Raw genomic sequence first — 22555 nt, 5'->3', positions numbered from 1 at the left:
GGAACGACCGCCGTGGCGGAGATCAATCATTTTGAGTACGGGTGGATCACGCCCGCCCTGAGCTACGCGCTCTCGGTGCTCGGTTCGGTCCTCGGGCTGATCTGCGCCGGGCGTATCCGCACGGCCGGCACCGGCGGCCAACGCGCGTGGTGGGGCCTGCTCGCCGCCTGGGCGCTCGGCGGAACCGCCATCTGGGCGATGCACTTCATGGCCATGCTCGGATTCGCCGTGCAGAACACCCGGATCCGGTACGACGTGCCGCTCACCGTCGCCAGCACGGTCATCGCCGTGGTGGCGGTGGGCATCGGGCTGGCCATCGTGGGCACCGGCCGACTGAGTCCGGTACGGCTGGTCGCCGGCGGGATCTTCACCGGTGCCGGTGTGGCCGCCATGCACTACACCGGGATGGCGGCGATGCGCCTGAACGGCAGCCTCGGCTATGACGCCACCCGGGTCGTCCTGTCGGTGGTGATCGCGATCGTGGCGTCCACCGTCGCGCTGTGGCTGGCCATGACCGTCCGTCGACCGCTGGCGATCTTCGGGTCCGCGCTGGTCATGGGCGTCGCCGTGAACGGCATGCACTTCACCGGCATGAGTGCCCTGTCGGTGCACAGGCACGAGCTCCGGGGTGAGGTGACCGACGCGACCGGCGCCGGAATCAGCACGCTGCTCGTGCCGATCGTCCTGGCGGTGATCTTCGGTGTCGTCGGTCTGCTCTACGCCCTGCTCGCCGCGCCCACCGACGACGACCGGGCCGGAGCCGCGTACCTGGACGCGCGGCGGATCCCGGAGCCGGCCGTGGCGACGCCCGCCGCCGCCCCGGACCCGGTCGGGCTGCGCGCCCGGTCCACCCTCGGTCAGCCCGGCACCCCGTTCCCGTCCCGCCGGGACACGCCGCCCCGCTGAACACCGCCCCCGCCCGCGGGAGCAGCACACCGGCCCGGGACCGAAGCGGTCCCGGGCCGGTGTGTGTCGTACGCCTGGTCACCTGATCAGCTTCCAGGGGCCGTTCTGGTCACCGGGCCCCACACCGAGGAGATCCTGCGTAGCCCGCGCAGCACCGACCCGTCGGCGCCGGAGGTCTGACCCGCGGCTACATCCGGACCCAGCGTGTACCACCGTCGTACCGGTAGCGGCGCTGCTCGGTGCTGCCGTTGGCCGTCCTGACGGTCGTCCGGACGATGCCCCGGTCGACGGAGTAGCTCAGGAAGGTCATTCTCCGGTCGAAGTCCGGCGGTATGTCGGCCTGAATGGAGGAATGTTCGGAGCGGGTCTTCTGGTCGTTACCAAGCTGGATCATGAGAAGGATCTGTTGCGTGGTGTCACCACCGCACTCGACGAGAACGAGCGCGTCCTCGGTGGCGGGGCTGTTCGCCGGTTCTTCGGTGATGAAGTCGGCATAGTAGGGACGCGCACCGCCGGGCAGCATGGTGCAGTTGTTGTAGCCCAGTGCCGCCTTACCGTCGCGGAACCTGACGTCTCCGTATTTCCGGAGATTGGCGATCGTCACGTTCCGCCAGTCGGTTCGGCGGATCTCGCTGCTTCCGGTGGACGTCGACCCGGTTGGGCTCGTCGGAGCGGCGGTCGGAGTCCGGGGAGCCGACGACGGCGTGGGGATCGACGCCTCCACCGCGGCCGAGCTGGAGACCGACGTCGAGGGCGCCCCCGGACTGCCCGCCGGCCCCGCGTCCCCGCCGACCCGATCCAACCCGGACGTGCAGCCGCCCGCCACCGAGAGGCCGAGGATGGCCGCCGTCAACACTCTGACTCGCATGGGTTTCCCTCCGTCGCATTGCTGTCGTAGCAATGGATGTGATGCCCAGATCGGGGCAATGGTTCACGTCGGTGACCGACGATTGTGATCGCCGGGCGTGGCACACCCGCCGATCCTCGGTGGGCTGGTGCTGGCGCGCCGGCGCGGCGTCGGCTGACGGCGGCATCGCTGACTGGGCGACGTGCCGGGTCAGCGATGCCCAACCGAGGGACGGCGTTACGGCAGGGGCGTGCAGTGCACAACTGTGGCGTCGTCGGGAATCCGATCGTCGCGGCCCGTCACGGTGCCGGTTTCGGCCTGCCGGACGCGGCCGATGACCTCGGCCGGCCCGTGGGAACCGAGCATTTCCAGCACGCCGGGCCAGCCCGTCAGGCCGTACGGGCTGACGATGCGGCTGGCCCCGTTACTCAGTAGCGCGACGCTGTCCAGGTCAGCGAGGGATCGGCTGCCGGTTACCGCCTCCCGGGCCGCACGCGGGTCGTCCTTGGCGATCCAGTAGCCGCCCGGCTGGTTCCGGCGGGCCCGAAGCGCCTCGGCGCAGGACTCTCGGACGCGGGCGTACTCCGGCGTTCCCGTCGGAACGCCGTCCAGGGGCACCGAGCAGACCCGCCGGCAGGTGACCTCACGCTCGTCGGTGATGACCTGCAAGCTGCCGCCGGCCGGTCCGAGGACGACCACGGTGTCCGCGAGCAGGAGGTAGTCCAGGCGGCCACGGTGGGCGCGGACGATCGCCACGGTCGCCTGCGGGCTGCTGGGATTCGTGATGTCGCAGGTGCCGCGGTGATCGGCCGCTATCTCACCGATCGCGTCGGCGAGGATCGCCGGGAGGTCGCGCCCGTCGTCACGTGACAACCGGCCGAGCAGTACGCCGCCGAGACGGTGGGTGTACCAGGCGACACCATGGGAGCAGACCGACTCGCTTCCCGGAATCCCGGCGCCGTCCAACAGCACGGCAGCGCCGGGAACAGCGCCGGCGAAGTCCTCGTTCGGGCGGTTGGCCCTGCCGGCACTGGTCGCCATGCTGACGCGCACTCGCGGGCTCCTCGGATCGCAGGGGTGACCGACCAGCGTGGAGAGTCAGCCACCGGGGCCGAGCTCGGACCGGCGTCAGGCGTCGGCCCGGACGGCGAGGGCGTCCACCAGGCGGCGGGCGGAGCCGGCCAGATTCCACGTCGCGGCCAGCTCGAGCAGTCGATCCGGGTCGACCGGCGCCGTCGGCAGCGCGGTGGGCAGCTCCGGCAGCGGTACGTCCAGCGCGACCCGCACCACCGTCGGCGCGACGGCCAGGTAGTCGCGGGCGGCGACCAGCTTGGCCCGCAGGCCCGGCGCGAACGACGAGTCCGAGTCGTCCAGGGCGGCCAGGATGCCGGCGATGGTCCCGTACCGCTCGATGAGTCGGGCGGCGGTCTTCTCGCCCACGCCCTGCACCCCCGGCAGCCCGTCGCTCGGGTCACCGCGCAACGCGGCGAAGTCGGCGTACCGGTCGGCCGGCACGCCGTAGCGGGCCCGCACCGCGGCGTCGTCGCAGTCGTCGAGCTTCGCCACCCCGCGCCCGATGTAGAGTAGCCGGACCGGCCGGGCGTCGTCGATGAGCTGGAACAGGTCCCGGTCGCCGGAGACCACCTCCACCGGCCCCGGCTGGGTCACCGACAGCGTGCCCAGCACGTCGTCGGCCTCGTAGCCGGTCGCGCCGACGACGGTGATGCCGATCGCGGCCAGCACCTCCAGGATCATCGGCACCTGGGGAGAGAGCGTGTCCGGCACGACCTCGCCGCCCTGCGGGGCCACCCGGTGCGCCTTGTACGAGGGCAGCAGCTCGACCCGCCACGCCGGGCGCCAGTCGTGGTCCATCGCGCAGACCATCCGGTCGGCGCCGCGTCCCCGGATCAGGGTGGCGAGCATGTCGAGGAAACCACGGACCGCGTTGACCGGGGTGCCGTCCTCGGCCCGGGCGGCGGATTCCGGAATGCCGAAATATGCGCGGAAGTAGAGGCTGGGTGCGTCGATCAGCAGGATCGGGGATCGGTGTGCCACGCCCGACAGCCTGGCACAACCCCCCGACGATCAGGGGTACGCCCGGCCGCTGGCCGAGTCAGCGTCGCTCGCCGTGTCGATAGACCGTCTCCCGCCGGGCCAGGTGCTGCACGACGTAGCCGGTCACCAGCAGCACGATCGCCACCACCACCTCGACCCAGGCCGCGACGCCGTCGGCCACGGTGAGACCGATGATCAGCAGAACCAGGCCGACAAGCGCGAGAACTCCGGCCCACAACTGCCGGCTACGGCGCGTCGCCGCCCGGTTCGCGTCGTTCGGTGCCACGTCGGTCCTCCCGGCCGGGCGCCCTGGTGGGCACCCTGCCCCAGGCTATGACCCGCGGGGACGCCCGGGCCGGAAAACCGCCGTGCGGGCTGGTCGCCGCGCGGCGCAGACTGCCGGCACGGCATTCCTTTCCGGCCTGACGCTGGCCCGGCGCTACCCGGACTGCGCGCCGCGCTGACGCTGACCTGCCGGTGGAGTTCCTCGGGCGGCCGACCCGCTTCGCGGGCGAGGACGGGTGGCTGGGCGTCCTCATCGTGAACGCGCTGGCTCGACGCCAGCGCGTTCCAGTCTGGAACGGACTAGAGTCGGTGTCGTACGGATGGAGGCGACTGGTGCGGCGAGAGGATCTTGCCGACGCGGACTGCGGTATCGCGCAGGCGCTCGGCGTGCTGGGGGACTGGTGGACGTTCCTCATCGTGCGGGACGTCGCTGGCGGGACGACCCGCTTCGACGCGCTCCAGCGGGAGCTCGGGGTCAGCCGACGGGCGCTGACCGAACGCCTCGCCGCGCTGGTCGACCATGGCGTCCTGCGACGCCGGCCGTACTCCGAGCACCCGCCGCGCCACGACTACCTGCTCACCACGAAGGGCGAAGGGCTGCTGCCGGTGCTGATCGCACTGCAGGACTGGGGAACGAGGCACCTGATGGGTGACGGGAAGCTGACGGCGACCGCCGACGCCGCCTCCGCCGAGGCCCGCCGGGTGCGCGACCTGGTCGGGCGGCGGCTGCCCGAGGTCGCCCTTCCCGGGCCCGACGGCCGGCCGGTCGCGTTGACCGACACCGACGCGTGGAGCGTCCTCTACTTCTTCCCCGGGGCGTACGCGCCGCAGGCGAACGGGTATCCGCTGGACTGGGCGGACATTCCCGGAGCCCGCGGCTGCACCCTGGAGTCGAGCACCTACGCCAGTCGGTACGCGGACTTCCAGGCGGCCGGGGCGGACGTGCGAGGGGTCAGCACGCAGCGACCGGATCAGCTCGCCGACTTCGCCGCACACGCCCACGTGCCGTTTCCGCTACTGTCCGACCAGGACGGTCGGCTGGCCGGAGGGCTGCTGCTGCCCACCTTCCGCGCCGGTGGGGTCTCACGGCTCAAGCGCCTCACGCTGCTGGTCGACCCGTTGGCGGTGGTCCGCGCCGTGCAGTTCCCGGTCACCGACCCGGCCGGCTCGGTCGACGAGATGCTCGACCTGGTGCGCGCCCACCGACCCGCCTGATCGGGCCGGGCACCCCGAAGGGCTCCCTGCCGTACGGCAGGAAGCCCTTCGGCACGTACCGTCAGGCCGGGAGGGCCCAGCGCTGGTTGGCACCGGCGAAGCAGTCCCAGATCTGCAGCCGGGTGCCGTCGGCGGAGGTGTTGCCGGTGGCGTCCAGGCACTTGTTCGACTGCGGGTTGCGCAGCGTGCCGTTGGACTGGGCCTGCCAGACCTGGGCGCCGCTGCCGTTGCAGTCCCACAACTGGACCTTGGCGCCGTTGGCGGTGGAGCCGCTGGTGATGTCGGCGCACTTGCCGAGGGCGCGCAGCGTGCTGTCGCTGGCCACGGTCCAGGTCTGGGCGTTGGTGCCGTTGCAGCCCCAGAGCTGGATGGCCGTGCCGTTGGCGGTGCTCGCCGAGGCCACGTCGACGCACTTGCCGCCGATGCCGGTGATCGGGCCGGTACGGCCGGTCGGCGGCGGGGTGGTGCCACCCGTGATGGTGTCGTACATCGCGCTGACCAGTGACGTCGAGCCGGTGGTGTCCTGCGACAGCTCCCAGTTCATCACGCCGCCGGCGTTGGCCAGCGCCCACTGCGTCTTGCGCTTCACCGTCGGGATGCCGTTGTAGCACTGCTGCGCCCCGCCGGCGGTGGTGCAGTCGCGGTTGGCGTTCGCCGGGTCCAGTGCGACCAGCGCCGAGTACGTGTAGTAGCCGGGGCGGCTGTAGAACGGGATCCCGAGCACGGCCTTGCCGGCCGGCAGTCCGCGCGACTTCCACAGGTTGATGCTGGCGATGGACCAGTCGTAGTTGGCGTGCGGGTTGCCGCCGTCGTACGCCATGATGTTGAGCCAGTCGACCTGGGCGAAGACGGCCGTCTGGACGCCCTGGACGCTCGGGCCCTCGGAGACCACGGCGGCGGTGAGCAGCTTGCCGCGGCTGTGCAGGGCGTTGCCGAGCTGCGTCATGAGAGACGCGTAGTTGTTGGCCGAGGCGCCCGGGTCCGGGTACTCCCAGTCGATGTCGACGCCGTCCAGGTTGTACTGGTTGACGAAGTTGACCAGGTTGTTGACGAAGGCGGTCCGGCTGCCGGAGTTGCCCGCGAGGGACTCGAAGGCGGAGTCGTTGCCGTCGTTCCAGCCGCCGACCGCGATCGAGACCTTGACGTTGTTGGCGTGCCCGAGGGAGACCAACGAGGAGAGCTTGCCGGGGTTCTCCACGGCGCGCAGGCTGCCGTCGTTGTTGGGCAGTACGAACGAGTAGTTGATGTGGGTGAGCTTGTTGTACTGGATGCTGTTGACGTCACCGGCCCAGGAGGGCATGTAGCCGACGCTCTTGAAGTTGTTCGGCAGCACCACGGCCTGCGCGGCAGTGGGGACGAGGGTGAGGGTGGCGCTGGCCGTGGCCAGCGCGAGCAGGCCGGCGGCGAGTGCGCGGCGCAGTGGTGAGGACATCGGGGGCCTTCCCGTGGGCGGGGGACGACAGCCGCCAGCGCAGGGTCGTCGCGGGCGGCGATGAGCTGATCAGGGACGGGGGGCCTCGAGGCAGCCAAATCTTAAAGAGTGTTAACTATCCGAGTCAATCAACGCCGGTGGATTTCCCGGTTTTCGTCGGCCGGGATGGACGGGATGCGCCGCCGCGCCCACTCCCGGCGATCCCAAACGACCGTTAAGCTGACCGGATGGGAACCGACGAGCTCTACCCGCCGGACCGGCTGACCGCCGCGCGGAGCGCCACCGCCGCCGCCGGCCTGGATGCCCTGCTGCTCACCCCCGGCTCCGACCTGCGCTACCTGACCGGGTACGACGCGCACGCGGGGGAGCGGCTGACCTGCCTGGTGCTGCCCGCCGAAGGCGAACCCACGCTGATCGTGCCGAGGCTGGAGCGCCCGGCCGCGGAGGCGTCCCCGGCACCCGCCACCGGCGTACGCATCGTCGACCACGCCGACGGCATCGACCCGTACCCCCTGGTCGTGGCCGCCCTCGACGGTCCGGTCGCGACGGTAGGTCTGGCCGACCGGATGTGGGCCGAGCAGGTCCTCGCGCTGCGCGCCGCGTTGCCCGGCGCCGCCCAGAGGCTCGCCGGCGAGGTGCTGCGCGAGCTACGCATCCGCAAGTCCCCGGCGGAGGTCGCGGCGCTCGCCGAGGCCGGCGCGGCGATCGACGAGGTGCACCGGCGGATGGGGCAGTGGCTGCGGCCCGGGCGCACCGAGGCCGAGGTGGCCACCGACATCACCGCGGCGATCCGGGCTGCCGGGCACGTCACCGTCGACTTCGTCATCGTGGCGGCGGGCCCGAACGGAGCCAGCCCGCACCACGGCACCTCGGATCGTCCGATCGGCGCCGGCGAGCCGGTGGTGGTGGACATCGGCGGCACCATGGCGTCGGGCTACCGCTCGGACTGCACCCGCACCTACGTCGCCGGTGGCCCGGCGCCGGCCGACTTCCTCGACTACTACGAGGTGCTGCGGAACGCCCAGCGCGCCGCGGTGGCGGCCGTACGGCCGGGGATCACCGGCGCGGAGGGCGACGCCGCAGCCCGGGAGCCGATCGCCGCCGCCGGCTTCGGCCCGGCGTTCCTGCACCGCACCGGCCACGGCATCGGTCTGGACGGTCACGAGGAGCCGTACCTGGTGGTCGGCAACGACCGACCGCTGGAGGCCGGGATGGCATTCTCCATCGAACCGGGCATCTACCTGGCGGGCCGGCACGGCGCCCGCATCGAGGACATCGTCGTCTGCACCACGGACGGCGTGCAACGGCTCAACACCACCCCCACGGAGCTCATCGCGCTATGACTGTCGACCGGATCCTCCCCACCGACGAGGCCCACGACCTGCTGGACCTCGCCACCGAGCTCGCCGACCGCGAGCTCGCCCCCAAGGCCGCCGGTTTCGAGGAGCGCGCCGAGTTCCCCCGCGACGTGCTGCGCACCCTCGGGCGGGCCGGCCTGCTCGGCCTGCCCTATCCGGAGGAGCACGGCGGCGCGGCCCAGCCGTACGAGGTCTACCTGCAGGTGCTGGAGATCCTCGCCAGCCGCTGGCTCGCCGTCGCCGAGGCGGTCAGCGTGCACACCCTGTCCTGCTACCCGGTGGCCGCGTTCGGCAGCGACGAGCAGCGCAAACTGCTGCCGGACCTGCTCGGCGGCGAGTTGCTCGGCGCGTACTGCCTCTCCGAGCCGCAGGGCGGCTCCGACGCGGCGGCACTGGAGACCCGGGCGGTCCGCGACGGCGACGCGTACGTGGTCTCCGGCACCAAGGCGTGGATCACCCATGCCCGGACGGCGGACTTCTACAACGTCTTCTGCCGCACCGGCGGGCCGGGCCCGAAGGGCATCTCCTGCCTGCTCGCCGACGCGGGCACCGCCGGCATCACCCCGCAGGCGGCGGAGCGGACCATGGGGCTGCGCTCCTCGCCGGTGGCGCAGATCGCCTTCGACGATGCGCGGGTGCCGGCTGATCGGCTGATCGGCGGCGAGGGGGTCGGCTTCACCATCGCGATGTCCGCACTGGACTCCGGCCGGCTGGGCATCGCGGCCTGCGCGGTCGGGCTCGCCCAGGCCGCGCTGGACTACGCGGTCTCCTACGCCCGGCAGCGGCAGCAGTTCGGCCGGACGATCATCGACTTCCAGGGGCTCGGCTTCATCCTCGCCGACGCGGCCACCCAGATCTCCGCCGCCCGCGCGCTGACGCTCGCGGCGGCCCGGCTGCGGGACGCCGGCCGGCCGTACTCCATCGAGGCGGCCAAGGCGAAGCTCTTCGCCACCGACATGGCGATGCGGGTGACCACCGACGCGGTCCAGGTGCTCGGCGGCGCCGGCTACGTGTCCGACCACCCGGTCGAGCGGTACATGCGCGAGGCGAAGGTGTTGCAGATCGTGGAGGGCACCAACCAGATCCAGCGGGTGGTGATCTCCCGGGCGCTCGCGCAGGGCTGAGCGCCGGACGGTAGGTGGTGGCGCGGCTGCGGTGGGTCCATCGCGGCCCGCCGCCGCACGGTCCGACGGTCGCCTCGTCGCCGTCGCGCGGTTTTCCCGGTAGGTTGCTCGCCGTGGAGGAGATCGACCGCGCCATCGTCGCAGCACTGACCGCTGACGGCCGCCTGTCGTACACCGACCTGGCCGAGAGGGTGGGGCTGTCGGTGTCCGCCGTGCACCAACGGGTACGCCGGCTGGAGCAGCGCGGGGTGGTCAAGGGGTACGCCGCCAGGGTGTCCTTCGAGGCGCTGGACCTGCCGCTGACCGCGTTCGTGGCGATCCGGCCGTTCGACCCGTCGCAGGCCGACGACGCACCCGAGCGACTGGCCCACCTGCCCGAGATCGACTCCTGCTACTCGGTGGCGGGGGAGGATTTCTACATGCTGCTGGTGCGGGTGGCCAGCCCGACCGACCTGGAACGCGTCCTTCAGGAGATCCGCACCTCGGCGAACGTGACCACGCGGACCACGGTGGTGCTGTCCACGCCCTACGAGAACCGGCCTCCGAAGATCAGTGCCGGGGCGCCGAGTCGGTCGCGGTCCCGGGTGCCGGAGGAGCCGGCTGGTTCCACCGCAGGATGACCTGCCGGCCGTGCTCGTGACCGAGCGCGCTGACCGTTGCGGTCTCCAGGCGCAACCGTCCGCCTGCGGACGGGGGCAGGCCGATCCAGCGTGCGCCGAGCACCCGCAGGCTGTGCGCGTGGCCGACCAGCGCCACGGTGCCCCGGTCGAGCAGGGGGGTGACCCGGGCCAGCACCCGGTCCAGCCGTTCGCCCACCTGGGCGGGTGACTCCCCGCCGGGGCAGCCGTCGGTCCAGATGTTCCAGTCCGGCTCGTTCTCGTGGATGTCGACGGTCGTGCGGCCCTCGTACTCGCCGTAGTTCCACTCGCTGAGGTCCTCGTCGACGCTGTCGACGGTGAGCCCGGCCAGTTGCGCGGTGCGCAGCGCCCGGGAGCGGGGGCTGGCGAGCACGGTGACGAACCGTCGGTCGGCCAGGAACGCGGCCAGGAGTCGGGCCTGTCGTTCGCCGTCGGGGGTCAGCTCCAGGTCAGTGTACGAGGTGTGCCGCAGGCTGGCGCTCCAGGTGGTCTCGCCGTGCCGGATCAGCAGGAGCTCTCCCATGCGGCCAGTTAACCACTGGCGGCGCGACCGCACCCGGTGCCGGCCGATGCCGCCGCCCCGACCAGCTTACCTATCTTCCTAGGATGCCCTACGCGATGTGCGGTCCGCGACAAGCGTTTCAGCACTCACCAGACGGGGACCCGGTCTGGACAACCGCCAGCCGGAGGAGGCGCAATGGGCTTCACCGATAAGGCACGTAACAAGGTCGAGCAGGTTGCCGGTGCCGCCAAGGAGCGGATGGGCGACGCGACCAACAACGAGTCGATGCGCGGTAGCGGCGCGAGCCAGCAGAGCGACGCGCGTACCAAGCAGGCCGGTCAGAACATCAAGGACGCGGGCGGCAAGGTCAAGGACGCCTTCGACAAGTGACCTGAGCGGTCGTGGGGTCCCCGGGCAGGTGCTGCCCGGGGACCCCACGCGCGCGGGCGGGCTAGGGTCGGCGGCGTGACCGTGCTCCGTTCCCTGGTGTTGTTCGTGCTGGCGGCGCTGGCCGAGATCGGCGGTGCCTGGCTGGTCTGGCAGGGCTGGCGGGAGCAGCGGGGCCTCTGGTGGATCGCCGCCGGCGTGGTCGCGTTGGGCTGCTACGGCTTCGTCGCCACATTCCAGCCGGATCCGAACTTCGGACGGATCCTGGCCGCGTACGGCGGAGTGTTCGTGGCGGGCTCGTTGGGCTGGGCCATGGTGGTGGACGGCTTCCGTCCGGACCGGTGGGACCTGGCCGGCGCGGCGCTGTGCCTGATCGGCGTCGCGGTCATCATGTACGGCCCGCGCGGCGCCTCGACGTAGGCGGTCGGGGCGGACAGTGAGCGACGCTCGCGTCTGGGATGATCCACGGCGTGATCCGATTTCGGCTTCTGTCCGGCGTCCTGGTCGCGGCGTCCGTCGTCGGCATCGCCGCCTGCGCGGACCCGTCACCCCGGGGGCCGTCGTCGAGTGCGCCGATCTTCGTCGACCCGTCCGCCGTGCCTTCGGTGAGCGCTTCCGCGCCGCAGCGGCGAGCGGGAGTCACCGTTCCCGGGGCGACGCCGGTGGGCAGCGTGCCGCCGGTGGTGGATCACGGGCCGCGGACCGGTAACCGGGTCGCGTTGACCTTCGACGCGGACATGACCGACGGGATGCTGGCCAACCTGCGCTCCGGGAAGGTGAAGTCCTACGCCAACCTACGGATTCTCGACCTGCTCGAGCGGGAGCAGATCGCGGCGACGTTCTTCCTGACCGGCAAGTGGGTGGAGCGGTATCCGGAGCTCACCCGGCGGATCGCTGAGAATCCGCGCTTCGAGTTGGCGAACCACACCTACGGGCATCTGGCGTACACAGCGGACTGCTACGACCTGCCCCGGGTGGCGGCGGGGGGCATGACCGAGGACGCGGCGAAGACGTTCACGGTGATCGAGCCGTACGGGGGTCGGCAGACCCGGTACTTCCGCTTTCCGGGGCTCTGTCACGACGCGGCGGCGCTGGCGGCGCTCGCGCCGCTGGGGGTGACGGTGGTGGACGGGGATGTGGTGAGCGGGGACCCGTTCGCGAAGGCCTGGAAGCCGCTGGTGCGGGCGGTGCTGGACAACGTACGCCCCGGGTCCGTGGTCATCATGCACGTGACCGAGGCGAACGCCGCGATGACCGACGAGGCGCTCCCACACATCCTGGCCGGGCTCCGTGAGCGCGGGCTGATCCCCGCGCCACTGTCCGAGGTCCTCACCCCCGCGTGACACTCCCGTTGATCTAGGGCGAATCGCTGGTTGACCTCCAACAGCAGCGATTCGCCCTAGATCGACGGAGCGGGGCGTGGGGGTTAGTCGTTGCGGTGGTCGGTCCACCACTGTTGGCCGTTGGCGGGCAGGGTGTCGATCGGGTCGTAGTAGGCGTAACGCTTGTTGAGGGCCTCCAGGTCGGCGGACTCGATGGAGGTGCGGTAGTTCTTCGTCCAGTAGGAGATGCCGTGCTCGCGGTCGTAGTCGGTGAGCATGTGCACCCAGCGCTTGCCGACGAAGGGGACGTCGCAGACGATGCGGGGGGTGGCGTAGCCGGGCAGGTAGCCCATGATGTCGTGCTGGAGCTGCTGGGCGTGCCAGACGGGGACGCGCCAGTGTTCGGCGTTGGGGATCATGTCGCACATGTAGAAGTAGTACGGCAGGATCCCGGCCTCGCCCTGGAGCGCGAAGCAGAGGTCGAGCAGCTCGGGGGTGGTGGCGTTGACGCCGCGCATGAGCACGCCCTGGTTGCGGACGTCGCGGACGCCGACGTCGAGGGCGGTCTGGGCGGCGCGGGCGACCAGCGGGGTGAGTGACTGCGCGTGGTTGACGTGGGTGTGGATGGCGAGGTTGACGCCGCGGCGCGCGGCGGTGCGGGCGACGCGCTCCAGGCCCTCGACGACGTCGGGCTGTAGCCAGTGCTGGGGGAGGCCCATGAGGGCCTTGGTGGCGAGCCGGATGTCGCGGACCGTCTCCAGTTCGAGCAGGCGCATGAGGTACGACTCGAGGTTGCGCCAGGGCACGTTGGCGACGTCGCCGCCGGACACGACGACGTCGCGGACGCCGGGGTGGGCCTTGAGGTAGGTGATGTGGGCGTCGTAGCGCTCGACGGGCTTGAGGGTGAGCTTGAGTTTGTCGACGGCGGGGGTGGAGTTGCCGACGAGGTCCATCCGGGTGCAGTGCCCGCAGTACTGGGGACAGGTGGAGAGCAGTTCGGCGAGGACCTTGGTGGGGTAGCGGTGGGTGAGGCCTTCGGCGACCCACATGTCGTGCTCGTGCAGGCTGTCGCGGCTGGCGTAGGGGTGTGACGGCCAGTCGGTGCGTCGGTCGGAGGCGACCGGAATCATGTAGCGCCGGATGGGGTCGGCGAGCAGCGCCTCGGTGGTGAGGGGCGGGAACGGCACCATCGTGTTGATCATTTGTGGTGGCACCAGCATCGACATGGTGGCCAGGGCCTTCTGGTCGGCCTCGAGGTCGGTGTAGAAGCTCTCGTCGATGAGGTCGCCGAAGACGGTGCGGAGCTGCTTGATGTTCTTGACGCAGTTGACGCGCTGCCACTGGGCGGATTCCCACTGGTCGCGGGTGACGTGGCGCCAGCCGGGGAAGCGGGTCCAGTCGGGCTCGACCAGCGGGCGACGGTGGTATTCGTACGGCTGCCCGGCGGTCGGTACGGCGACCGGGGCGTGACGGGGTTGAGGGATGGTCTCAACCGGTTGGGTCTGGGTCACGGCCCCTCCTCGGTGCTGCGGCTGATCAAGAAACCCGAAGGCTACTGGAAAATATCCGGTGAAGAAATTAGTCTGCCGTAAGTTTTCCCGTTGCGCGAGCCTTGATCGGGGCTTCGGACGGCTGAGCAGGGGAGGTGGGCGTGACGTCACCGGTGGGACTGCACCGCGTCGTGGAACCGGCGGGGGTGCTGCCGCAGGCGGCCTGGCGGTTGGACACGTCTGCCGTGATCGCCCCGAACGAGGTGCGGATCCGTGTGCAGCGGCTGAATCTGGACGCGGCGAGTTTCCGGCAGCTCTCGGAGAAGCACGGCGGCGACGGGAACGCGGTCCGCGCCGAGGTGCTGGAGATCATCTCGACCCGGGGGAAGATGCAGAACCCGGTGACCGGCTCCGGCGGCATGCTGATCGGCGTCGTCGAGGAGGCCGGCCGGCGCTCCCCGCTCGGCCTGAAGGCGGGTGAGCGGGTCGCCACCCTGGTGTCGTTGACGCTGACGCCGTTGGTGGTGACCGACGGGCTGGCCCGCTGGGACGGGCGCAGCGAGCAGGTGCCCTGTGACGGTTGGGCGATCCTGTTCGCCCGCTCGATCGCCGCGGTGCTGCCCGACGACGAGGACCCGCAGCTGTCCCTGGCGGTGCTGGACGTGTGCGGTGCGCCCGCGCTGACCGCGCGGGTGGTGTCGCGTTACGTGGAGGATCGTCGCCGCAGCGGTGATCCGACGCCGGTGCGCGTCGCGGTGATCGGTGGGGCGGGCAAGAGTGGTTCGCTGTCGCTGGCCGCGGCGCGGCGGGCGGGTGCCGCGCGTACCGTCGGCGTGGTGCCGGTGGAGGCGGAGCGCGACGCGCTGACGGCTGCCGGCCTGGCCTCGGCGGTGGCGCTGGCCGACGCGCGGGACCCGGTGGCGCTGTCCACGGCGGTGACCACGGCTCTGGGCACTCCGGCGGACGTCACGGTGGTGTGCGTGGACGTGCCGGGCTGTGAGCACGGTGCGGTGCTGGCCACCGCCGACGGCGGCACGGTGATCTTCTTCTCGATGGCGACGAGCTTCTCGGCGGCGGCGTTGGGCGCCGAGGGGCTCGCCGCGGACGTGACGATGCTGGTGGGTAACGGGTACGTGCCGGGTCACGCGGAGTTGGCGTTGGGGCTGCTGCGGGCCGAGCCGGGGGTGCGTCGGCTGTTCGCGGCGCGGGTCGCGGCAGACTGAGGTCATGACGAACCCCTCGACGTTGTACCGCGGCGGCGTGTTGCACTGTCCCGCCGATCCGAGCGCGACCGCGCTGCTGGTCTCCGGTGGGCGGATTACCTGGTTGGGGACCGACGGTGACGTGCCGGCCGCCGATCGGGTGGTGGATCTGGGTGGGGCGCTGGTGACGCCGGCGTTCGTCGACGCGCACGTGCACGCCACCGACACCGGGTTGACGCTGTCCGGGCTGGATCTGTCCGGGGTGCGGTCGGCGGCGGGGTTGCTCGACGCGGTGGCCGCGTTCGCGTCTGGTCTGCCGGTGGACGCGGTGGTGCTGGGGCACGGTTGGGACGAGTCGAGCTGGCCGGATCCGGCGCTGCCGGACGCCGCGGCGCTGGACCGGGCGGCCGGGGGCCGACGGGTGTACCTGTCGCAGGCGTCGATCCATTCGGCGTTGGTGTCGACCGCGTTGCTGGCGGCGTGCCCGCAGGCGGCAGCCGAGGCGGGGTACGACGCGTCGGGGTGGTTGCGTCGGGACGCGCACCACGTGGTGCGGGCGGCGGCGCAGGGGTCGGTGAGTCGGGCGCAGCGGCTGAGCGCGCAGCGGGTGGCGCTCGCCCACGCGGCGTCGTTGGGTATCGCGGCGGTGCACGAGTGCGGTGGCCCGGAGATCTCCGACGAGGAGGACTTCACCGGCCTGTTGGGCATCGCCGGGGTCGGGTTGCCGGAGGTGTACGGGTACTGGGGTGAGCTGGGTGGCGCGGCGCGGGCCCGGGAGTTGGGCGCGGTGGGCGCGGGCGGTGATCTGTTCGCCGACGGGGCGTTGGGTTCGCGTACGGCGCACGTGTCGCAGCCGTACGGCGACGGTGACGGCTGTGGGCACGGGTACCTGTCGGCGGAGCAGGTGCGTGATCACCTGCTGGACTGCGCGGCGCACGGCATGCAGGGTGGTTTCCACGCGATCGGCGACGCGGCGGTCGGCACGGTGTTGGAGGGTTTCGCGGGGGCGGCGTCGAGGCTGGGCGTGGAGCGTCTGCGTGCCGGCCGGCACCGTATCGAGCACGCGGAGATCATGAACAGGTCGATGATCGCCCGGTTCGTGGAGTACGGGATCGTGGCGAGCATGCAGCCGGCGTTCGACCGGTTGTGGGGTGGTGCTGGCCGGATGTACGAGTCGCGGCTGGGGCTGGACCGGTCGTTGGAGTCCAACCCGTTGGGTGCGATGCACTCGGTGGGTGTGGCGTTGGCGTTCGGGTCGGATTCGCCGGTGACGCCGCTGGATCCGTGGGGGTCGGTGCGGGCGGCGGCGGCGCATCACAATCCGGCGCAGCGGATGAGTGTGCGGGCGGCGTTCGCGGCGCACACCCGGGGCGGGTGGCGGGCGGTGCACCTGGACGTCGAGGGGGTCCTCGCGTTGGGTGCGCCGGCGACGTTCGCGGTGTGGTCCACGCCGGCCGGTGTGGAGCGGGGCCTGCCGGTGTTGCAGGCCGAGGACCCGGAACTGCGGGGTCCGGACGACCCGACGCCGCTTCCGGTGTGCCGGCGGCTGGTGCTGCGCGGTGAGGTCATCCATGGGGAGAGGTCGTCGTGAGCGAGCGGGGCATGAATGAGCAAGCTTGATCTTGATCCGGTGTTGGTGGCGCGGGCGCGGGAGTTGGCGCGCCGGGCCGGGCAGCCGGTGGTGGACCTGGCGCGTAGCCACACGACGGTGTCGGTGGAGCGGGCGGTGTTGCGTCTGGCCGGGGTGACCGGCGCGGATCCGGATGGCATTCCGTGGGTGAACCGGCTCGTCGACGCGGTCGTCGCCGACGTGGGGTTGGGTCACGGGGTGGCGGTGCCGGTGTTCGACGCGCTGACCCGCGAGGGTGTCGCGGATGTGACGTTGCTGGCGCAGAAGGCCGCGGCCGGGTCGGTGCGCTTCACCGTGCCCACGGGTCGGGCCGCCACGTCCGCCCGGTCGGCGGCGCGCAGGGCCGTCGGTGCGGGGATCCGGCGGATCGACCGGCGGCGCGCGGAGCGGGACCGTCTGGTGAGGCGGCACGGGGATCCGCAGCAGCGACCGTGGATCTACCTGATCGTGGCGACGGGTGACATCTACGAGGACATTCCGCAGGCGCAGGCGGCGGCGCGGGCCGGCGCGGACGTGATCGCGGTGATCCGTTCCACCGGGCAGTCGCTGCTGGACTACGTGCCCGAGGGCGCCACCCGGGAGGGGTTCGCCGGCACGTACGCCACGCAGGAGAACTTCCGCCTGATGCGCGCGGCGTTGGACGAGTCGTCGAAGGAGGTGGGCCGCTACGTGCGGTTGACCAACTACGCCTCCGGGTTGTGCATGCCGGAGATGGCGACTCTCGCGGGCCTGGAACGGCTCGACATGATGTTGAACGACTCGATGTACGGGATCCTGTTCCGCGACATCAACCCGATCCGTACGTTTGTCGACCAGCGGTTCTCCCGGCAGGTCCACGCGCGCGCCGGGATCATCATCAACACCGGTGAGGACAACTACCTCACCACGGCCGACGCGGTCGACGAGGCGCACACGGTGACGGTGTCGCAGTTGCTCAACGAGTTCTTCGCCCACGAGGCGGGGTTGGCGGACTGGCAGTTGGGGTTGGGGCACGCGTTCGAGATCAACCCGGAGGTGCCGGAGTCGTTCCGCCTCGAGTTGGCGCACGCGTTGCTGGCCCGGGAGTTGTTTCCCGAGGCGCCGTTGAAGTGGATGCCGCCGACGAAGCACATGACCGGTGACGTGTTCCGGGGCAACCTGCTCGACGGGTTCTTCAACCTGGCGGGTGCGCTGACCGGTCAGGGCATCCTGCTGGTGGGGATGATGACCGAGGCGGTGGTGACGCCGTGGTTGTCGGATCGGGACATCGCCCTGCAGAACGTGCGGTACGTGCTGGGTGCGGCCGGCGGGTTGCACGAGGACTTCGTGCCGGCGCCGGGCGGGTTCATCCGGCGGCGCGCCAACCAGGTGCTCGGTGAGGCACTGGATCTGCTGGAGCGCATCGGGGAGCAGACGTTGCTGACCGCCATCGCGGAGGGCACCTTCGGGATCATGAAGCGGCCGGCGGACCGCGGTAAGGGCCTCGCCGGGGTCGCCGCGCACGAGGCCGACTACTGCAACCCGGCCACCGAGATTCTGGAGGCGGCGGCGTGAGCGAACGCAGCGACCCGCACAGCAGCAAGGCGATCGTGCGCCCGTACGGGGACACCACCGGTGACGGGATGGTGCAGGTGTCGTTCACCCTGCCGGTGGCGCACGACAAACGGGCCGAGGGCGCTGCGGTGCAGCTGGCCAACCGGATGGGCATCGACCCGGCGATGGTGGTGCACGCCAAGCCGATGGGTGACGGGTTCACGTTCTTCGTCGTCTACGGGCGGGTGAACCACCTGGTCGACCTGAACGCGGTGCAGGTGGTGGAACGGGATTTCGCGCTGCTGTCGGCCAAGGACGTCAATACGGTGATCAAGCAGCGGTTGCGGCGCAAGCTGTCCGTGGTGGGGGCGTGCATCGGCACGGACGCGCACACCGTGGGCATCGACGCGATCCTCAACGTCAAGGGCATCGCGGGGGAGAAGGGCCTGGAGTACTACCGGGAGTTGAAGGTCACCAACATGGGCGCGCAGGTCAGCGTGCCGGAGCTGGTGGAGGCCGCCCGGGCGGAGAGGGCCGACGCGGTGCTCGTGTCGCAGGTCGTCACGCAACGCGACGCGCACCTGCACAACACCCGGGAGATGTCGGCGGCGTTCCGCGAGGCGATGCCGGCCGGGCGTCGGCCGCTGCTGATCGTCGGTGGTCCGCGGTTCGACGAGTCGATGACCGGCGAGTTGGGCGTGGACCGGATCTTCGGTCGCGGCACCACACCCGGCGAGGTGGCCAGTTATCTGGTGCACGCCCTGATCACGCAGCGGAAGGCGATGGCATGACCGACTCCAGGCTCGGGTTGACGGTGACGCACCGGCGGTATGTCCCGTACTCGCACGCCCACTACGCCGGCAACCTCGTCGACGGCGCGTACGCCCTCGGCCTGTTCGGCGACGTCGCCACGGAGGTGTGCATCCAGACCGACGGCGACGAGGGCCTGTTCGCGGGGTATTCCGATGTGCGGTTCAGCGCCCCGATCCGCGCCGGTGACGTGGTGGAGGTGACCGCGCAGGTGTCGCGGGTGGGAGCCCGCAGCCGCACCCTGGAGCTGAGCTGCGCGGTGGTGTGCCGGGGCCGCCCGGACCGCTCCGAGTCCGCCGCCGAGGTCCTCGACCCGCCGATCGTGGCGGTCACCGCGACCGGCACCGTGGTCGTCCCCGCCGCGTCGTGACCCTGGCGGTCTGCGCGGACGTCGGCTCCACGTACACCAAGGCGGCCGTGGTGGATCTCGCCGCCGGTGTGCTGGTGGGCGCGGCGTCGGCGCCCACCACGGTGGGCACCGACGTGCTGCACGGCCTGGACGCGGCGGTCGCGGCGGCCACCGTCGGGCTCGGCGTGCGTGACGTGCCGTGGTACGTCTGCTCGTCGGCAGGCGGTGGGCTGCGGCTGGCCGTGATCGGCTACGAGCCGCTGGTCACCGCGCAGGCGGGCCGGCGGGTCGGATTGTCGGCCGGCGCGCACGTGGTGCACGTGGCGGCCGGGCGGCTCGGCGCGGCGGATCTGGCGGCGCTGCGGGCGGCCCGACCGGATGTGGTGCTGCTGGTGGGTGGCACCGACGGCGGCGACGCCGAGACGGTCACCCACAACGCGACCCGGTTGGCCCGGGCCCGCTGGCGGGTGCCGGTGGTGCTGGCCGGCAACGGCGAGGTACGCGTCGAGCTGACCGCGTTGCTGGAGTCCGCCGGGGTGCCGGTGACGGCCGCGGACAACGTGCTGCCCCGCATCGGGGTGCTCGCTCCCGCGTCGGCGCGCGCGGCGATCCGCGCGGTGTTCCTGCGCCACGTCATCGGCGGCAAGCGGCTGTCGCGGGGTGCCCGGTTCGCCCGGTTGGTGCGGGCGGCCACCCCCGACGCGGTGCTCACCGGCGTGGAGGTGCTCGCCGACAGCATCGGCGGGGACCTCGCCGTGGTCGACGTGGGTGGCGCCACCACCGACGTGTACTCGGTGCTCACCCCCGACGAGCGGGCCACCGGCCCGGGTCGGGAGGTCGCCGGCAGCCTGTGGCGGGCCCGCACCGTGGAGGGGGACCTGGGCATGCGGTGGAGCGCACCGGGGGTCGTCCGCGCCGCCGTGGAGGAACGTCTGCTCACTCCCGCGGAGCAGGACGACCTGAGCGCGGCCGCGGCTCGACGTGCCGCCGACCCGGCGTTCCTGGCGGCCGACGACGCCGAGCAGGCCGTGGACCGGCGCATCGCCACCCTCGCGGCCACGGTCGCGTTGCGGCGGCACGCGCGGGGCGCCGCGACGGGCGAGCGGGCCGGGCGCGACCTGCGCGACGTGCGGTTGATGGTGGGTTCCGGTGGGGTGCTGCGACACGCCCGGGCGGGGACGGCGGGGCAGGTTCTGGCGGCCGTCCTCGCCGACCACGCCGGGGGGTGGGCGCTGCCGCGTGCCGCCGTCGCAGTGGTCGACGCCGACTATGTGCTGGCCGCCGGCGGGTTGCTCGCCGAGGAGCATCGAGCGGCGGCGGGGGCGCTGCTGCGTCACCATCTGCGGGCGCATTGAGACTCGCCGACCCGACACGCCGTGGCGCAACACACGACAGGCCGGGGGTGGGTTGACAACCGACGGGGGTCGGCACGTACCGTCTTTGAGTCCTACCACGGGAAGCGGCTGTTGTTCGCTTCGTCCCTTCGTCCGCTGGCCGAGCGACATGTTTCAGCGTCATCGTCGCGGCGGCCAGGTCCAGCGGGCGGGGGTCGGCGGGGCGGCGCGAACCGGTCGCGGTTACCGGTGTACGGGCAGGGTGAGGTGCACGGCCAGTAGACAACGGCCCGGCGGGGGCAGCCAGTCCGCGTCCGGTCGGTCCGAAGGTCGGCGTGCCTCGTCCCCGCCGCACCGGCCGGGGAGGGCCTGGGAGCATCGGGGCGCGGCGTGAGCCGCGCCCCGATTTCATGTCCACCGGCCGGTTCGTCCCCCGACGGCCCGCTGCGGCCGCCTCACCCGCAGGCCGGGTAGCCTTCGCCCCGTGATCGAGGTGAAGCTGCGGTGACGACACTGGACCGCAATGAGGCCCACACCCCGGCGGTGCCGGCTGAGCCGGCAGTGGCCGGCCGGCCACTGCCGCTGAGGGTCGCCGCGCCGATGGCGTTGGTCGCCGGGCTGGCCCTGCTGGTGGCGTTCCCGCCGTACGGGGTGTGGCCGCTCGCGCCGGTCGGGGTGGCGCTGCTGGCCGCCGCGGCGCACCGGCGTCGTCTGCGCGCCGGCGCCGGCCTGGGCTTCCTCACCGGGCTGACGCTGTTCGGGCCGTTGCTGGCCTGGACGAACCTGCACACCGGCTACCTGCCGTGGGTGCTGCTGTCGCTGCTGCAGGCCGGGTACCTGGCGCTGCTCGGCGCGGCCTCGGCCTGGGTGTCGCCGTTGGCCGACCGCGTCCGGTGGGCGTGGCCGGCGCTGACCGGGCTGCTCTGGGTGGGGCAGGAGGCGCTGCGCGACCGCACCCCGTTCGGTGGTTTCCCGTGGGGACGACTCGCGTTCAGTCAGGACACGTCGCCGTTGCTGCGCCTGGCGGCGCTGGGCGGCGCGCCACTGGTCACCTTCGCCGTGGCGCTCGTCGGCGGGCTGCTGGTCACCGCCGCGTGGCGCGGCTGGACCGCCGCCCGGGAAACCTCCACGGACACCGCGCCGGCGCGACGGTGGCTGCCGGTTGCCGTACCCGCCGCCGCGGCCGTGGCGCTGAGCGCGGCGGGCCTGCTGGTGCCGGTCGCCGCCGCGGGTGACGGCACCCCGGTCACCGTGGCGATCGTGCAGGGCAACGTGCCGCGCCTCGGGCTGGACTTCAACGCCCAACGGCAGGCGGTGCTCAACAACCACGTCGACGCCACCCTGGAGTTGGCCACCCGGGTCGCGACCGGGGCGCAACGCCGACCCGATCTGGTGGTGTGGCCGGAGAACTCCAGCGACATCGACCCGCTGCGCAACCCCGCCGCCGGAGCCCGGATCTCCGAGGCCGCCGACGCCATCCGTGCGCCGATCCTGGTCGGCGCGGTGCTCCTCGGCCCCGGCGCCGGTCAGGTCCGCAACGCGGGCATCCTGTGGTGGCCCGGCAGCGGTCCGGACCTGGCCCAGCTGTACGCCAAGCGGCACCCCGTGCCGTTCGCCGAGTACGTGCCGCTGCGCGACGTGGCCCGGATGGTCAGCGACAAGGTCGACCTGATCCGGTCGGACTTCGTGGCCGGCAGCACCCCGGGCGTGGTACGCACCGGCCGGACCGTCCTCGGCGACGTCATCTGCTTCGAGGTCGCCTACGACGAGGTGGTCCGCGACACCGTCACCGGAGGCGCGCAACTGCTCGTGGTGCAGACCAACAACGCGACGTTCAACGTCGCGGAGGCCCGCCAGCAGCTGGCCATGGTGCGGTTGCGGGCGGTGGAGCACGGCCGGCCGGCGTTGATGGCCTCCACGGTCGGTGTGTCCGGGTTCGTCGCCCCCGATGGGCGGGTAAGCGACGCCACCGGGTTCAACACCCGGGAGGTCGTGGTCCGGCAGCTGCGGCTGGGCGGCGGAACCACCCTCGCCACCCGGCTCGGCTGGTGGCCGGAGGTGGCGCTCGCCGGGCTGGCCGCGGCCGCCCTGGTCGGCGCGGCGGTGGTGCGCCGGCGGCAGCGGGTCGTGCCCGGATAGCAAGGCCGGTACGCCGGC

22 protein-coding genes are annotated in these 22555 nt (G+C 72.1%); 15 read left to right on the top strand and 7 right to left on the bottom strand.

Translation table 11 applies throughout. From position 1 onward, the window contains the following. The first annotated feature begins 12 nt into the window (after window positions 1-12). Window positions 13-906: an MHYT domain-containing protein gene (locus tag ACLJN9_RS02445; RefSeq protein ID WP_410809303.1), complete on the top strand. Its 894-nt coding sequence runs from the start codon at window positions 13-15 to the stop codon at window positions 904-906. 187 nt (window positions 907-1093) lie between these two features. Here ACLJN9_RS02445 and ACLJN9_RS02440 read toward each other — a convergent pair whose 3' ends face one another. From ACLJN9_RS02440 to ACLJN9_RS02425, 4 genes are all read right to left on the bottom strand, one after another. Next, window positions 1094-1510, bottom strand: a complete 417-nt coding sequence (locus tag ACLJN9_RS02440) for a hypothetical protein (protein WP_410809302.1) — start codon at window positions 1508-1510, stop codon at window positions 1094-1096. Window positions 1511-1990: 480 nt separating this feature from the next. After that, window positions 1991-2806, bottom strand: a complete 816-nt coding sequence (locus ACLJN9_RS02435) for a hypothetical protein (protein ID WP_410809301.1) — start codon at window positions 2804-2806, stop codon at window positions 1991-1993. A gap of 75 nt (window positions 2807-2881) precedes the next feature. Beyond that, complete coding sequence (locus ACLJN9_RS02430; RefSeq protein WP_410809300.1) at window positions 2882-3808, bottom strand: 5'-3' exonuclease H3TH domain-containing protein; 927 nt, start codon at window positions 3806-3808, stop codon at window positions 2882-2884. A gap of 58 nt (window positions 3809-3866) precedes the next feature. Continuing rightward, window positions 3867-4094, bottom strand: coding sequence for a hypothetical protein (locus ACLJN9_RS02425; RefSeq protein ID WP_410809299.1), 228 nt, complete (start codon window positions 4092-4094; stop codon window positions 3867-3869). 332 nt (window positions 4095-4426) lie between these two features. On the opposite strand from ACLJN9_RS02425, the gene ACLJN9_RS02420 reads away from it, so the two are divergent. After that, on the top strand, window positions 4427-5308 hold the full coding sequence (locus ACLJN9_RS02420; RefSeq protein ID WP_410809298.1) for a winged helix-turn-helix transcriptional regulator: 882 nt from the start codon (window positions 4427-4429) through the stop codon (window positions 5306-5308). A 61-nt stretch (window positions 5309-5369) separates the two neighbouring features. On the opposite strand, the gene ACLJN9_RS02415 is transcribed toward ACLJN9_RS02420, so the two are convergent. Then, a complete protein-coding gene (locus tag ACLJN9_RS02415) occupies window positions 5370-6740 on the bottom strand; it encodes a glycosyl hydrolase family 18 protein (protein ID WP_410809297.1) in 1371 nt (456 codons plus the stop codon). Window positions 6741-6967: 227 nt separating this feature from the next. Between ACLJN9_RS02415 and ACLJN9_RS02410 the strand changes: the two genes are divergently transcribed. From ACLJN9_RS02410 to ACLJN9_RS02400, 3 genes are all read left to right on the top strand, one after another. After that, the gene (locus ACLJN9_RS02410; protein ID WP_410809296.1) at window positions 6968-8083 is read left to right on the top strand and encodes a M24 family metallopeptidase; all 1116 of its coding nucleotides are present in this window, start codon (window positions 6968-6970) and stop codon (window positions 8081-8083) included. Next, entirely contained in the window at window positions 8080-9222 is a 1143-nt protein-coding gene (locus ACLJN9_RS02405) for an acyl-CoA dehydrogenase family protein (protein ID WP_410809295.1), read from the top strand. Before ACLJN9_RS02410 ends, ACLJN9_RS02405 begins: the two co-directional genes overlap by 4 nt. A gap of 113 nt (window positions 9223-9335) precedes the next feature. Continuing rightward, window positions 9336-9842 (top strand): Lrp/AsnC family transcriptional regulator, encoded by a 507-nt coding sequence (locus ACLJN9_RS02400; RefSeq protein ID WP_410809294.1) that lies wholly within the window; start codon window positions 9336-9338, stop codon window positions 9840-9842. On the opposite strand, the gene ACLJN9_RS02395 is transcribed toward ACLJN9_RS02400, so the two are convergent. Next, the gene (locus ACLJN9_RS02395) at window positions 9772-10383 is read right to left on the bottom strand and encodes a histidine phosphatase family protein (protein ID WP_410809293.1); all 612 of its coding nucleotides are present in this window, start codon (window positions 10381-10383) and stop codon (window positions 9772-9774) included. The genes ACLJN9_RS02400 and ACLJN9_RS02395 overlap by 71 nt on opposite strands. 174 nt (window positions 10384-10557) lie before the next feature. Here ACLJN9_RS02395 and ACLJN9_RS02390 point away from each other — a divergent pair, with 174 nt between their 5' ends. From ACLJN9_RS02390 to ACLJN9_RS02380, 3 genes are all read left to right on the top strand, one after another. Continuing rightward, entirely contained in the window at window positions 10558-10752 is a 195-nt protein-coding gene (locus ACLJN9_RS02390; RefSeq protein WP_410809292.1) for a CsbD family protein, read from the top strand. A 75-nt stretch (window positions 10753-10827) separates the two neighbouring features. After that, entirely contained in the window at window positions 10828-11169 is a 342-nt protein-coding gene (locus ACLJN9_RS02385) for a YnfA family protein (RefSeq protein ID WP_410809291.1), read from the top strand. Window positions 11170-11219: 50 nt separating this feature from the next. Next, window positions 11220-12092: a polysaccharide deacetylase family protein gene (locus ACLJN9_RS02380; protein ID WP_410809290.1), complete on the top strand. Its 873-nt coding sequence runs from the start codon at window positions 11220-11222 to the stop codon at window positions 12090-12092. 83 nt (window positions 12093-12175) lie between these two features. On the opposite strand, the gene ACLJN9_RS02375 is transcribed toward ACLJN9_RS02380, so the two are convergent. Beyond that, on the bottom strand, window positions 12176-13582 hold the full coding sequence (locus tag ACLJN9_RS02375; RefSeq protein WP_410809289.1) for a KamA family radical SAM protein: 1407 nt from the start codon (window positions 13580-13582) through the stop codon (window positions 12176-12178). A gap of 152 nt (window positions 13583-13734) precedes the next feature. On the opposite strand from ACLJN9_RS02375, the gene ACLJN9_RS02370 reads away from it, so the two are divergent. From ACLJN9_RS02370 to lnt, 7 genes are all read left to right on the top strand, one after another. Continuing rightward, window positions 13735-14784 carry a zinc-binding alcohol dehydrogenase gene (locus tag ACLJN9_RS02370; RefSeq protein ID WP_410809527.1) on the top strand — a complete coding sequence of 350 codons (1050 nt, stop codon included), beginning with the start codon at window positions 13735-13737 and terminating at the stop codon, window positions 14782-14784. Between the two features lie 4 nt (window positions 14785-14788). After that, window positions 14789-16354 carry an amidohydrolase gene (locus ACLJN9_RS02365; protein ID WP_410809288.1) on the top strand — a complete coding sequence of 522 codons (1566 nt, stop codon included), beginning with the start codon at window positions 14789-14791 and terminating at the stop codon, window positions 16352-16354. Window positions 16355-16369: 15 nt separating this feature from the next. Continuing rightward, complete coding sequence (locus ACLJN9_RS02360) at window positions 16370-17926, top strand: lysine 5,6-aminomutase subunit alpha (protein ID WP_410809287.1); 1557 nt, start codon at window positions 16370-16372, stop codon at window positions 17924-17926. Continuing rightward, window positions 17923-18696, top strand: a complete 774-nt coding sequence (locus ACLJN9_RS02355) for an OAM dimerization domain-containing protein (protein WP_410809286.1) — start codon at window positions 17923-17925, stop codon at window positions 18694-18696. Before ACLJN9_RS02360 ends, ACLJN9_RS02355 begins: the two co-directional genes overlap by 4 nt. Next, the gene (locus ACLJN9_RS02350; protein WP_410809285.1) at window positions 18693-19085 is read left to right on the top strand and encodes a hotdog domain-containing protein; all 393 of its coding nucleotides are present in this window, start codon (window positions 18693-18695) and stop codon (window positions 19083-19085) included. The genes ACLJN9_RS02355 and ACLJN9_RS02350 overlap by 4 nt, the downstream gene beginning before the upstream one ends. Further along, on the top strand, window positions 19082-20419 hold the full coding sequence (locus ACLJN9_RS02345) for a glutamate mutase L (protein WP_410809284.1): 1338 nt from the start codon (window positions 19082-19084) through the stop codon (window positions 20417-20419). Before ACLJN9_RS02350 ends, ACLJN9_RS02345 begins: the two co-directional genes overlap by 4 nt. Window positions 20420-20902: 483 nt before the next feature. Further along, window positions 20903-22537 (top strand): apolipoprotein N-acyltransferase, encoded by a 1635-nt coding sequence (gene lnt / locus ACLJN9_RS02340; RefSeq protein ID WP_410809283.1) that lies wholly within the window; start codon window positions 20903-20905, stop codon window positions 22535-22537. Window positions 22538-22555: the final 18 nt, after the last annotated feature.

It is taken from the genome of Micromonospora sp. 067-2 (assembly GCF_046549295.1).
In the GTDB taxonomy this organism is placed as follows: Bacteria; Actinomycetota; Actinomycetes; order Mycobacteriales; family Micromonosporaceae; genus Micromonospora.
Note: the sequence above shows the minus strand (reverse complement) of the source record. Positions and strands in the feature narration are given on the sequence as shown.

Bases quoted from the DNA above. Each gene is read 5' to 3' on its own strand.
- ACLJN9_RS02415 (WP_410809297.1), bottom strand. From the start codon at position 6,740: ATGTCCTCACCACTGCGCCGCGCACTCGCCGCCGGCCTGCTCGCGCTG.
- ACLJN9_RS02410 (WP_410809296.1), top strand. From the start codon at position 6,968: ATGGGAACCGACGAGCTCTACCCGCCGGACCGGCTGACCGCCGCGCGG.
- ACLJN9_RS02405 (WP_410809295.1), top strand. From the start codon at position 8,080: ATGACTGTCGACCGGATCCTCCCCACCGACGAGGCCCACGACCTGCTG.
- ACLJN9_RS02395 (WP_410809293.1), bottom strand. From the start codon at position 10,383: ATGGGAGAGCTCCTGCTGATCCGGCACGGCGAGACCACCTGGAGCGCC.
- ACLJN9_RS02390 (WP_410809292.1), top strand. From the start codon at position 10,558: ATGGGCTTCACCGATAAGGCACGTAACAAGGTCGAGCAGGTTGCCGGT.
- ACLJN9_RS02365 (WP_410809288.1), top strand. From the start codon at position 14,789: ATGACGAACCCCTCGACGTTGTACCGCGGCGGCGTGTTGCACTGTCCC.
- ACLJN9_RS02360 (WP_410809287.1), top strand. From the start codon at position 16,370: ATGAGCAAGCTTGATCTTGATCCGGTGTTGGTGGCGCGGGCGCGGGAG.
- ACLJN9_RS02350 (WP_410809285.1), top strand. From the start codon at position 18,693: ATGACCGACTCCAGGCTCGGGTTGACGGTGACGCACCGGCGGTATGTC.